Raw genomic sequence first — 11,396 nt, forward strand, 5'->3', positions numbered from 1 at the left:
CCGATGTTCAGCCCCGAAGGCCCCACGCTGCGCGAACTCGCCGTCCAGGCGCTGTCGTCCGTCGAGCACGGCTACGACCTCCTCGCGCCGAAGTTCGACCACACGCCGTTCCGCACCCCCGCCCCCGTCCTCGACGCGGTCACGTCGGCCCTGCGCCGCACCGGCTCCTACGACGACGGCCTCGACCTGTGCTGCGGCACCGGCGCCGGCGTCGACGCGCTGGCCACGCTCTGCCGCGGCAGCGTCACCGGGGTCGATTTCAGCGCCGGGATGCTCGACGTCGCCCGCGGGCGTGCCCGGCCGCCGCGGCCCCGGGTGTCCTGGGTGCGGGCGGACGCGCGCGCCCTGCCCTTCACGGAGGCCTTCGACCTCGTCGTCAGCTTCGGCGCGTTCGGCCACTTCCTGCCCGCGGAACTGCCCGGCCTGTTCGCCGGGGTCCACGGTGCGCTGCGGCCGGGCGGCCGCTTCGCGTTCCCGGTGCTCGCGCCGCCCCGGCCGTCCACCCCCGCCTTCTGGACCCTCCTCGGCTTCGACGCGGTGATGCGGGTCCGCAACGCCGTGTGGCGTCCCCCGTTCGTGATGTACTACCGGGCCTTCCGGCTGGGCGAGGTCCGCCGGGAGCTGGAGCGCGCCGGGTTCCGGGTGGACCTGCGCACCCTGCCCGAGTTCGGGACGCGGGGCGACGGGAGCCCGCGGGTGCGGATGGTCGAGGCGCACCGGGCACGCTGAGACGGGCGAGGGCGCGGCGACGCGGTCCGGGTCAGCGCGCCGCCGGCAGGGTGAACGCGTACACCAGCGCCTCCTGACGGGTCTCCACCACCAGGTCGGTGATCTCCAGCGGCCGTGCGTACTGGTCGTGCACGCGCCGGGTCACCCGCATCGACGCGGCATCGTCCGCACGGGTGATGGCGTCCCGGTGGTGCAGGGTCAGCCCGGCCCGCCGCATCCAGTCGTAGACGCGCCGCAGCTGCGGGGAGCCGTCGGTGCCGGTGCGGTCGCGGTAGCGGGCGAGTTCCCCGACCTCCGCGAGCGCCACCGCCGAGAAGGAGGTCACGGCCGTGCGCGGGGAGCGGCCGTCGGCGCCCGTCGACTCGTAGCGGTGCACCAGTGTCGGCCGGTGCGGGGCGAGGTCCAGCGCGGTGACGTGCCCGGGCGGGGGCGGCTCCCAGCTCAGCGCCGTGCGGTCCGCCGCGCAGAGACCGTCCGCGGACCGGGAGCCGACGGGGAAGGTGAGCCAGGCGGGGTCGGCGACCTGCGCTCCCGGCAGGACGGCGTGACTGCCGCGCCGGTCGGTGGCGACCTGTCCGTCGCGGCGCAGCACCTCCAGCGCCTGCCGTACGGTCACCCGGCTGACCCCGAAGTGCTCCGCCAACTGCCTTTCGGCGGGGAGCCGTTCACCGGGCGGGATGGTGCCGTCGCGCAGCTCGCCGAGCAACTCCTTCGCTATGAGCCGGTAGAGGGGCTGATCGTGGGGGATGGTGCGGGCCATGCCGCGCGCCTCCTGGGGTGACGTGCCGTGCGGGCTTGTGCGCCACCAGATCTAGCATTGGTCTAAACCACCAGGGAAGGGCGGGCGGCCCGAACGGCCGGAAACGGACCGCCCGCCGCCTCCTCACAGCGCGCTGTACACGGCCTCCACCAGCGCCGTCTTGCGCGGATCGTCCGCGATGTGGGGCCCCATGCGGTTCATCACGTACCCCAGCGACAGCCCGGCCTCCGGATCGGCGAGACCGCACGAACCGCCGAAGCCGTCGTGTCCGAAAGCCCGCGGGTTGGGCCCGTAGGAGCCGTGCGGGCCGCTCAGCCACAGGCCGAGCCCGATCTCCGTGTCCTGGCCGAGGCCGGCGCCCAGCACCAGGTCCCGGCAGCTGCCCTGGCCCTCGCGCACCCGCTCGGCCGCCTCGGGGGACAGCACGCGCCGGCCGCCCGGGGAGCCGCCCGCCAGTACCCCGTAGAGGGCGGCGACCGCCCGCGCGGTGCCGTGGCCGTTCGCGGCCGGGATCTCCGCGGCCCGCCAGGCGGGGGTGTTCGCCTCCTCGGCGCCCGCCGGGGGATTGGCCAGCGCGGCGACGGCCGCGGGCGCCAGCCGGCTGAAGAGGGCGGCCTGTTCGCTGTCCGACGCGGCGGGCGGATGCACCAGCTCCGCCACCCGCCCGGCCTCCTCCTCCGGCAGCCCGATGGTGAAGTCGATCCCCAGCGGCCCCGTCACCTCCCGCTCCAGGAAGGCGCCCGGCAACAGCCCCGTGACGCGCCGCACGACCTCGCCGACCAGGAAGCCGTAGGTGAGCGCGTGGTAGCCGGACCGGGTGCCCGGTTCCCACCAGGGCTCCGTCGCCGCGAGGCGGGCGGTGGTCAGCTCCCAGTCGTAGAGCTGCTCCAGCGTGTGCGGCTCGCGCAGCCCCGGCAGACCCGCGCGGTGCGACAGCAGGTGCCGCACCAGGACGCCCTCCTTGCCCGCCGCGGCGAACTCCGGCCAGTACGCGGCGACCGGGGCGTCGAGGTCGAGCAGGCCCCGGTCGGCCAGGAGGTGCGCGCACAGCGCGGTCGGCCCCTTCGACGTCGACCACACGTTGACCAGGGTGTCCTGCTCCCACGCGCGCGTGCGCGCCCCGTCGGCCCAGCCGCCCCACAGGTCGGCCACGGTCGCGCCGCCGACCGTGACGGTCACGGCGGCCCCCAGTTCACCCCGCTCCCGGAAGTTCTCCTCGAACGCGGTGCGCACCGCCGCGAAACGCTCGTCGCAGTGGCCGTGCACCTCAGGCACCTGCTCGGTCATGGGTCCTCCGTGGTCCGCCGTCACCCCCGGGCCGCAGCTCCCCGGCCCGGAACCCCCTGAACGTACCGACTGGTCGGACGGGAGGGAAGGCGGCGATCAGGACCTCACGCGTACGAGCGCAGCCAGCGCACCTTGGCCGCCTCGTGGTACGGGCCGCCGCCCTCGTGGTCGTTGAAGTCGTACACCTCGATCGTCCGGTCCTCGTGCGCCCACGCGTTGAAGGCCGCGAACACCGTCGACGGCGGACACGTCTGGTCCTCCAGGGCCACCGAGAACAGGGCCGGCGCCGAGCCGCGGGAGGCGAAGTGCACACCGTCGAAGTAGGACAGGGTGCGCAGCACGTCCTGCGTGCGGCCGCGGTGCGTCTTGAGGAACAGGCCGATCTCCCGGTAGGGGTGACGGTCCGTCAGCGTCGCCGCGCGCGGGAAGTCGCACAGGAACGGCACGTCCGGCGCGACCGCCGCCAGGTCCGGCACCAGACCGCCCACGGCGAGCGTGATGCCGCCGCCCTGGCTCGCGCCGAGCGCCACGGTCCGCGTCGCGTCCGTCAACGGGTGCGAACGGGCCGCCTCGACCGCGCGGACCGCGTCGGTGAACACCCGGCGGTAGTAGTAGCCGTCGGGCGCCTCGATGCCGCGCGTCATGAAGCCGGGGAAGGCGGGCCCGGCACCCACCGGGTCGGCGGTGCCGCCGCCACCGCCCCAGGCACTGCCCTGGCCGCGGGTGTCCATGATGAAGTGCGCGCGTCCCGTCGACGCCCACAGCAGGTGCTCGTGGGGCAGGCCGCGGCCCCCGCCGTAACCGACGAACTCCACGACCAGCGGCACCGGTTCCTCCGTCGCCGCGGGCAGGGTCAGCCAGCCCTTGACCGGGTGGCCGCCGTACCCGGCGAACGTCACGTCGAAGACCCGTACCGTCGCCAGCCCCGTGTCGACCGGCTCGAAGCGGGCGTCCAGGTCGTGCGCACGGGCCTCCTGGAGGGTCCTGGACCAGAACGCGTCGAAGTCCTCCGGCTCGGCTGATCCGCTGCGGTACTCGTGGAGTTCCTCCAGGGACAGGTCGAACAGGGCCATGAGCAACCGCCTTGTGATGAGTGGCCGTACGGATGATCACACCGTACGTGGGCGGTGGTAGCGCTTACCAGCCCCCGGGACCAGGCCCGATGCCGTCCCGGCCGCCGTCCTCAGGCGCTTCGCCTGCTCCACTCGGGCCCCGTGCGCGCCCACTCCCGGTCCCATTCCGCCAGCCGGTGCCGCAGTGCCACCCGGCGCAGGACCACGTGCCCGAGCAGCACCGCGGCGGCCGAGCCGCCCGCCGTCGCCACCCCCAGCGTCAGCGTGTGCTGCCACACCGCCGCGTCGTCGGGCGGCGGCGGGACGCTCCGGCCCCGGGCGTCGAACCACACGTCGACCCGGTCCCCCCGGCGGGTCCCGGCGGGCACGAGCGCGGTGGCCGTCCGCGGGCCCGCGCCGGGCTCCGTCCAGCGCACGGCGATCCGCGGTCGCTGCTCCCGGACGCCCTCCGCCGTCGGCGGCGCCTCCGGCGGCCGTCCCACGACCTCGGCCCGCACCCGGTGCCGCTCGGCCCGCTGCTCGGCCGCCACGGCCCGCGCGTCCTCGTGGGCCCACCGGCCGGTGAGCGCCCCGGCGAGGGGCGCGCCGATCAGGACCAGTACCGCGACCACCAGTACCGTCCACGCCTCCACGACGTCCGAACGGCGCCGCAGGGGATTGTCCCGCCGGAGCCGGTCGCGCAGCCCGCTTCGCATGTCGACCTCCTCGCCGTCGCGCGGAGGAGTACCCGCGAGGAGCGGACACCCCTCCAGGAGGAATCGTTTCACCTTCGCGGCGGACCGGAGAGGTCGAAGCCGGTGGTGCCAGGGCCGCAGGCGGGGGAGCCGGCCGTGGACATCGGCCGCGGACATCGGCTGCGGGCGTCGGCTCCGGACCGGGGGAAGCGGGGCCGGTGCCGGTGGCGGCCGCCCCCGCACCGGGAGGCGGCCGGCGGGGGCCGTCAGCCGAACCGCTCGATCCGGATCCGCTCCACCGGCTGCCCCGCCGCCACCAGCAGCCGGGAGGCGTGCTCGGCGAACCCGTTGGACCCGCACACGTACGCCTCCCAGCCGCCCTCCGGCCGCTGCGCGAACAGCGGCGCCAGGTGGCCGGCCGCGAGCCGGCCCACGGGCGTGCCCTCCGGCGCGCTCCGCGTGAACACGGGCGTCGTCTCCGCGCCGTACTCGCGCGCGTAGATCAGTTCCCCGGGGCCGCGCGCGGACACCAGCAGCCGCAGCGGCACCGTCAGGCGCCGGTTCCGGTGGTGGCGCACCATCGACATCAGCGGGACCACCCCGGAACCGGCGCCGATCAGCAGCGCGGGCCGGTCGCCGGGCCAGGCGAAGAAGCCGCTCAGCGGGCCCCGGACCTCGATCTCGTCGCCGGGCGCCGCCACGGTGTGGAACCAGCCGGACACCTCGCCGCCGTCGACGTGGTCCAGGGTCAGCTCGATGTGTCCGGTGTCGTCGGGCGCCGAGGCGATCGAGTAGTGCCGCTGGGCGAGGTAGCCGTCCGGGGCCCGCAGCCGCAGCATCAGGTGCTGCCCCGGCAGGTGCCCCTCCCAGTCGGGCACCGCGAGGCGGAAGGTGGACGCGTACGGCGTCTCGCGGCGGATCCGCGTGATCGTGGCCGTCTGCCACACCGACGCGGCCCGCTCGCTGACGGCGATGCGGCCGGGCACCGCGAACCGGGTCGGCGCGGTGAAGGTCTCAGTCACCGGAGTACCTCTGCTCCTCCCAGGGGTTGCCCCGCGCGTGGTAGCCGTTGCGCTCCCAGAAGCCCGGCTCGTCGTGGTCGAGGAGCCGCAGGCCGGCGATCCACTTGACGCTCTTCCAGAAGTACAGGTGCGGCACCAGCAGCCGGGCCGGGCCGCCGTGCTCGGGGGAGAGCGGCCGCCCGCCGTACTCGAAGGCGATCCACGCCCGGCCGCCGGTGAGGTCCGCGAGGGGCAGATTGGCGGTGTACCCGGTGTGCGCGTACGCGACGACGTGGGTCGCGGAGGCCCGCGGCCGGACCGCCGCCAGGAGGGAGTCCAGCGACACGCCCCCGAACCGCACCCCGAACTTCGACCAGCCGGTGACGCAGTGGATGTCGCCGTCGTAGGAGGAGGCGGGCAGCGCGTGTACCTGCTCCCGGTCCCAGGTGCGGGGTGCCTCCACCAGCCCGTCGACGCGCAGGCTCCAGTCGGCGGGCGCGATGTCGGGCGTGACCTCGGCGGACAGTACGGGCCACTCGTCGCGCGCGTCGTACTGGCCCGGGGGCAGGCCCGGGTTGTCGACGCGGGGGCGTCCGGTGAAGCCTCGGGTGACGTTCATGGGGTTCCAGCGTGAGGACGGCGGTTGCTGACGCATTCAACCGTAAGGGCAAGCGGGCCGTGCTCCGGCCCCCGCCGGCCGTCGATCGTCAACTGCGTGTGAACACTGCGGCGCCCTGGGAATAGCCGACCCGCGATCCCCCTTGCACGAGTCGTTCCGGACCCGGCGGTCCGGCGGCAGCGAAGGAGAGTGGGAGCAATGCCGAAGGCGTACGTCTTCACCCGGTACGGCGGTCCGGGGACCGAGGAGCCTCCCGGAGGGGACCGGACCGGCCCGGGACCCGGCCGGACACCCGCCGCGGCCCACGGCCGGACGGGCCGGGACCGGCACGGGCCAGGAGGCGGCCGCACCCGCCGCGAGGCCGTGACCGCGATCGGCGCGGCCGTATGAGCCCGGCGGTGTCCCGGCACGTCCTGGACAACCCCGCCCTGGCCGCCCTCACCGGCCCGCACGCCCGGTTCGCCGAGCGTCGCGGCCGGATCCTGCGCTATCCCGTCGACGTCACGCCCTGGCTGGCCCTGCCCGACGACCCGGACGCCGACGACTGGGCGGACCTGGCCGCGCTGGCCGGCCCCGGCGGGGAGGTTCCCCTGCTCGGCTTCCGCGGGGAGGTGCCGGCCGGCTGGGAGATCACCCAGCGCGTCGAGGGCGTGCAGTTCGTCGGCGAGGAACTGGCGGCCGGGCCGGACCCCGAGGCGGTCCGGCTCGGTCCCGCCGACGTCCCCGAGATGCTCGACCTCGTCGCCCGCACCCGGCCCGGCCCCTTCGAGCGCCGCACCGTCGAACTGGGCACCTATCTCGGGATCCGCCACGAGGGCGTCCTCGTCGCCATGGCGGGCGAGCGGCTGCACCCGCCGGGCTGGACCGAGATCAGCGCCGTCTGCACCGACCCCGCCGTCCGGGGCCGCCGCCTGGCGACCCGGCTGATCCTGGCCGTCGCCCACGGCATCCGCGAACGCGGCGAGACCCCGTTCCTCCACACCGGCGCCGCCAACACCGGTGCCATCCGCCTCTACGAGTCCCTCGGGTTCCGGCTGCGCCGCAGGACGGCGTTCCTGGCGGCACGGGCCCCCGAACGGGACGCCGTGCCGGCGTAGGGCGTCCCGTCGGCGGCGGGCCGCGGGAGCGGGGACGGCACGGAGTCAGCCTCCGTCCGAGGCCCCGCTCCCGCCCCCGGACCGACCCCGGTCGTTGTAGCGCACCAGGTACTCCGCGAACCGCTCCAGGTCGCCCTCCCGCCACCCGGCGAGCCGTTCGCGGAAGGCCGCGCGGCGGCTCTCGGTGACCTGGGCGAGGATGGCGCGGCCCGCGTCGGTGAGGTGCAGGACGTGCACGCGGTGGTCCGCGGGGTCCTGGCGCCGTTCGATCAGCCCGGCCCGTTCCAGCGCGGAGACCTGGCGGCTGACGGTGGACTTGTCCAGGGCGTAGTGCGCGGCCAGGTCGGTGGCCCGGCGGCCACCGCTGTCCTCCAGATGACCGAGCAGCGTGTACGACACCAGGGACAGCTCGGGATGGAGCCGGCCGGCCGAGGCGCGGGCCCGCCGGGCGAAGACCGTCATCTCCCGCTGGATGGTCTCCACCGCCTCGTCCGCGTCCACCTGGCCTCCCTCACCGTCGTCCCGGCCACTCGTTGCACCGTACAACTTGGCACGGGGGCGCGCAGCGGCGGGACGACTGGGGCCCGCCGCGCAGGAGCGCCGCGCGGCCGGACCGCTCCCCCCGCACGCGTCGCCGGCCGGCCGCGGCCCGGCGGCCCCGGCCTGCCCGCGAGGGCCGCCGGCACGCGGCCGGGACCGGGTGGGGAGAAACCGCGCGGCGCGGGCGTACGGCGTCACCGTGCCCGGGCGCGCGCCACGAGCAGGGCCACGTCGTCGTGGTTGTCGGGGTGGTGCAGCGCCCGCAGCAGCAGGTCGCACAGCTCCTCCAGCGGGCGGCCCGGCTCGTCGAGGAGCGTCAGCAGCAGTTCCAGACGCTCGTCGAGGGAGTGCGTGCGCGTCTCCACCAGCCCGTCGGTGTACAGCACGAGCAGGTCGCCGGGGCCGAAGTCGACGTCGGTGGAGGAGAAGGCCACCCCGCCCACCCCGAGCGGCGCCCCGGTGGGCAGGTCGAGCAGTTCCGGCGGGCGTCCGTCCCGGACGCGTGCGGGCGGCAGGTGCCCGGCGTTGGCGATCCGGCACCGACCGGAGCGCGGGTCGTGGACGACGTACAGGCAGGTCGCTATGAAGTGGTCCAGGCCCGAGGCGATCCGGTCGAGGTGTTCCAGGAGCACCGCCGGATCGAGGCCGAGGGTGGCGAGCGTGGTCGTGGCGGTGCGCAGCCGGCCCATCGTGGCGGCGGCGTCGATGCCGCTGCCCATGACGTCGCCCACGACCAGGGCGGTCCCGCCGTCCGCCAGGGTGATGACGTCGAACCAGTCGCCGCCCACCTCGGTGGTGGCGCCGGCCGGCTGGTAGCGCGAGGCCACCTCCAGGCCACCGGTCACCGGCGGGTGGCTCGGCAGCAGGCTGCGCTGGAGGGTGAGCGCGGTACCGCGGGCGTTCTGGTACCAGCGGGCGTTGTCGATCTGCACGGCCGCGCGGGCGGCCAGCTCCCGGGCGAGCAGTACGTCGTCGCGGCCGAACGGCAGCGGATTGCGGGCCCGCTTGAGGTCGAGGGCGCCCAGCACCTCGCCGCGCGCGATGAGCGGCACCGCGAGGTAGGAGTGGACGCCCGCCCGTGCCAGGACTGCGGCGGCCTCCGGGGAGCGGGCGATGCGCGCCAGGTCCTCGTCCCCGACCCGCGCCACCAGGACCGGCCGGCCGGTGCGCACGCACTCGGTGACCAGCCGCTCGGGTGCGTAGCGGGCGGTTCGGCCGGGCGGATCGGCCGCGCTCAGGGCGTCCGGCGCGTCGGCGGCGCGCACGGCCAGGGCGCGGATCACGGCGGGCTCCGCGGGCCCCAGGCTGGTGCGCCGGCCCGCCACCACCGCGTCGAGCAGGTCCACGGCGGCGACGTCGGCCAGCTCCGGCACGGCCACGTCGGCCAGCTCGTCGGCGGTGCGTTCCAGGTCCAGGGTGGTGCCGATGCGGGCCGAGGCGTCGGCGATCAGGGCGAGGCGGCGGCGCGCGGCCTCGGCCTCGACGCCGGCGCGGTACCGGTCGGTGACGTCGACGACGGAGAGGGCGACGCCCAGCACCGTGCCGCGGGCGTCCTCCAGCCGGTACAGCGACACGGACAGGGCGCGGTCCCGGTCCGGGTCGGCGGGCAGACGCCCGGTCGCGGGCCGGTCGACGAGCGGCACCCCCGTCCGCAGCACCTCGCGGGCCGCCGCCTCCACGGCCCCGGTGTCCAGCAGCGGGAGCACGTCGTGGACGGTCCGGCCGAGGTGCTCCCCGGCGGGGACGCCGTCGATGCGCTCCAGCGCCGGGTTGACCGACACGTACCGCAGCCGGGTGTCGAGCACGGCGAGGCCGATGGGGGACTGGGCGACCATGCGCGCCGACAGGGCCACGTCCCGCTCCAGGCGGCGCACCGTGGAGCGGTCGGCGGCCAGACCGAGGGCGTAGACGTCGCCGCGGTCGTCGACGAGCCGCATGTTGCGGAACTCCACGAGGCGCGTGCTGCCGTCCTTGCGCCGGACGGGGAAGGCGCCCTCCCAGCTGCGGCCGGTCGCCATGACGTCGGTGAACAGCTTCACGACCAGTTCGACGTGCCGTTCGTGGACCATCACGTGGGCCGCGTAGCGTCCCAGCGCCTCCGCGGCCGGATAGCCGAACAGTTCCTCGGCCTGCGGGCTCCACAGCACGATGCGGCCCTCGGCGTCCAGCACGACCGAGGCCACGTTGAGCACGTCCAGCAGGCCGCTGGGCCCCGTCGGGCCACCGGCCCCGCCCGTGGTCGGTCCGGCTGCACCCATGTCACGCACCGCCTCCGTACGTCGACGCGGCACGTCGTCCCCCGTGCCGGTTCCGCCGCGCCGAACCGTTCTCTGCCACGCCGGGGACACCGTTCCCATGCTCCTCCAGTACAGCGGCGCGCGCTGTTCTCCGCACGGTCCACCCCGGTCCTCCTGATTGGTCTGTACATGACTACCGAAGTTGGCCACACTGTCCGCCGAGCGCGCACCCCGCCCCCCGTCTGAGGAGACCCATGCCCCTGCGCCCCGCCCGCGGACGCCGTCCCGCCCTGCGCACCGCCCTGATCGCCCTGGCCACGGTCGCCGCCGCGGCCCTCGGCGCCGCCCCGCCCGCCGCGGCCGCCGACACCTGGACCGAGGTCGGCTCCGACCGCGCCGACCCGTTGACCGAGAGCCAGGGCCTGGCCTCGGTCGAGGTCCCCGCGAACAGCGCCAACCGCTACACCGGCATCGGCACCGTTCCGTGGGGGGTGGGCATCCGGGGCTGGAACCACGTCGGCGACCCCGACGCCTCCTACGACGGCCACTACATCGAGCCCTACCAGCGGGACTCCGGCACCTCGAAGATGTACCGCGTGCAGGCGCCGGACGGCGGCTGGTCGGAGTACGTGCACGCGCTCGGCCCCGGCGAGGCCCTGAACAACTCCTGGGTGGCCGTCACCCCGGGCGGCCGGTGGATGCTCACCGGGGAGTGGGGCACCATGACCCGGCTGATCGTCCTGCCGACCCCCGGCGTCAACCCGAGCACCTCGCCCTCGGCGAACCTGCCGCAGGCCGCCACGGTCCACCTCGACCACGCGGTGCGCGACGTCCAGGGCTGCGACTTCACCGGCCCGACCACCCTGCTGTGCTCCTCCGACGACCCGGCGGGCACCCTCTTCGGCATGACCAAGCCGCTGCTGCGGATCGACCTGTCGGCCGAGCCGAGCGGCTCCGGTGACGTGGACGGCCACGTCACCGCCCTGCGCCAGCTGCCGCTGCGCAGCTCCTGCACGGGCTCCTTCGAGGCCGAGGGGATCGACTACGACCGGCGCACCGGCACCCTGCGGGTGATCGTCGTCTCACCCGGCTTCTGCGTGCTGACGGACAGCATGACCTACCGCCTCACGCGCTGACGCCCCGCCCCGCGCACGGGCGACGGCCGGCTCCCCGACGGGGCGTCCCGCTGGTGCCCGGCCGGGAAAGTGGTGCTTTTCTTGGGATGTGGCGCGGGGGGGGGGGGGGGCCCCCCCCCCCCCCCCCCCCCCCCCCCCCCCCCACCCCAACCCCCCCCCCCCCCCCCCCCCACAAAACAACCCCGCCGCCCCGCCCACCCCACCCCACCCCAACCCCCCCCCCACACCCCACCACCCCCAAAC

The 11,396-nt window shown here is 75.7% G+C and carries 11 protein-coding genes; 3 read left to right on the forward strand and 8 right to left on the reverse strand.

Annotation, left to right across the window (positions count from 1 at the left end; translation table 11 throughout):
• Window positions 1–3 precede the first annotated feature (3 nt).
• Complete coding sequence (locus ACZ5FU_RS33860; protein ID WP_451528473.1) at window positions 4–729, forward strand: class I SAM-dependent methyltransferase; 726 nt, start codon at window positions 4–6, stop codon at window positions 727–729.
• A gap of 31 nt (window positions 730–760) precedes the next feature.
• On the opposite strand, the gene ACZ5FU_RS33865 is transcribed toward ACZ5FU_RS33860, so the two are convergent.
• The 6 genes from ACZ5FU_RS33865 to ACZ5FU_RS33890 all read right to left on the reverse strand — a co-directional run bounded on the left by ACZ5FU_RS33865 (window position 761) and on the right by ACZ5FU_RS33890 (window position 6,143).
• The gene (locus tag ACZ5FU_RS33865; RefSeq protein ID WP_469047740.1) at window positions 761–1,489 is read right to left on the reverse strand and encodes a GntR family transcriptional regulator; all 729 of its coding nucleotides are present in this window, start codon (window positions 1,487–1,489) and stop codon (window positions 761–763) included.
• Window positions 1,490–1,612: 123 nt separating this feature from the next.
• Window positions 1,613–2,776 carry a serine hydrolase domain-containing protein gene (locus ACZ5FU_RS33870; protein ID WP_451528471.1) on the reverse strand — a complete coding sequence of 388 codons (1,164 nt, stop codon included), beginning with the start codon at window positions 2,774–2,776 and terminating at the stop codon, window positions 1,613–1,615.
• 104 nt (window positions 2,777–2,880) lie between these two features.
• On the reverse strand, window positions 2,881–3,849 hold the full coding sequence (locus tag ACZ5FU_RS33875) for an acetylxylan esterase (protein ID WP_451528470.1): 969 nt from the start codon (window positions 3,847–3,849) through the stop codon (window positions 2,881–2,883).
• 110 nt (window positions 3,850–3,959) lie between these two features.
• Window positions 3,960–4,544, reverse strand: a complete 585-nt coding sequence (locus ACZ5FU_RS33880; RefSeq protein WP_451528469.1) for an Rv1733c family protein — start codon at window positions 4,542–4,544, stop codon at window positions 3,960–3,962.
• A gap of 245 nt (window positions 4,545–4,789) precedes the next feature.
• Window positions 4,790–5,545: a ferredoxin reductase gene (locus ACZ5FU_RS33885; RefSeq protein WP_451528468.1), complete on the reverse strand. Its 756-nt coding sequence runs from the start codon at window positions 5,543–5,545 to the stop codon at window positions 4,790–4,792.
• Window positions 5,538–6,143, reverse strand: a complete 606-nt coding sequence (locus ACZ5FU_RS33890) for a sulfite oxidase-like oxidoreductase (protein WP_451528467.1) — start codon at window positions 6,141–6,143, stop codon at window positions 5,538–5,540. Before ACZ5FU_RS33890 ends, ACZ5FU_RS33885 begins: the two co-directional genes overlap by 8 nt.
• A gap of 386 nt (window positions 6,144–6,529) precedes the next feature.
• On the opposite strand from ACZ5FU_RS33890, the gene ACZ5FU_RS33895 reads away from it, so the two are divergent.
• Window positions 6,530–7,240: a GNAT family N-acetyltransferase gene (locus tag ACZ5FU_RS33895; protein ID WP_451528466.1), complete on the forward strand. Its 711-nt coding sequence runs from the start codon at window positions 6,530–6,532 to the stop codon at window positions 7,238–7,240.
• Window positions 7,241–7,285: 45 nt separating this feature from the next.
• Here ACZ5FU_RS33895 and ACZ5FU_RS33900 read toward each other — a convergent pair whose 3' ends face one another.
• Together ACZ5FU_RS33900 and ACZ5FU_RS33905 are read right to left on the reverse strand one after the other, a co-directional pair.
• Window positions 7,286–7,702, reverse strand: a complete 417-nt coding sequence (locus ACZ5FU_RS33900) for a MarR family winged helix-turn-helix transcriptional regulator (protein WP_451780486.1) — start codon at window positions 7,700–7,702, stop codon at window positions 7,286–7,288.
• A gap of 272 nt (window positions 7,703–7,974) precedes the next feature.
• On the reverse strand, window positions 7,975–10,038 hold the full coding sequence (locus ACZ5FU_RS33905; RefSeq protein WP_451780483.1) for a SpoIIE family protein phosphatase: 2,064 nt from the start codon (window positions 10,036–10,038) through the stop codon (window positions 7,975–7,977).
• Window positions 10,039–10,271: 233 nt separating this feature from the next.
• Between ACZ5FU_RS33905 and ACZ5FU_RS33910 the strand changes: the two genes are divergently transcribed.
• Complete coding sequence (locus ACZ5FU_RS33910) at window positions 10,272–11,153, forward strand: hypothetical protein (RefSeq protein ID WP_451528464.1); 882 nt, start codon at window positions 10,272–10,274, stop codon at window positions 11,151–11,153.
• Window positions 11,154–11,396: the final 243 nt, after the last annotated feature.

Source organism: Streptomyces sp. NPDC031554, assembly GCF_055580685.1.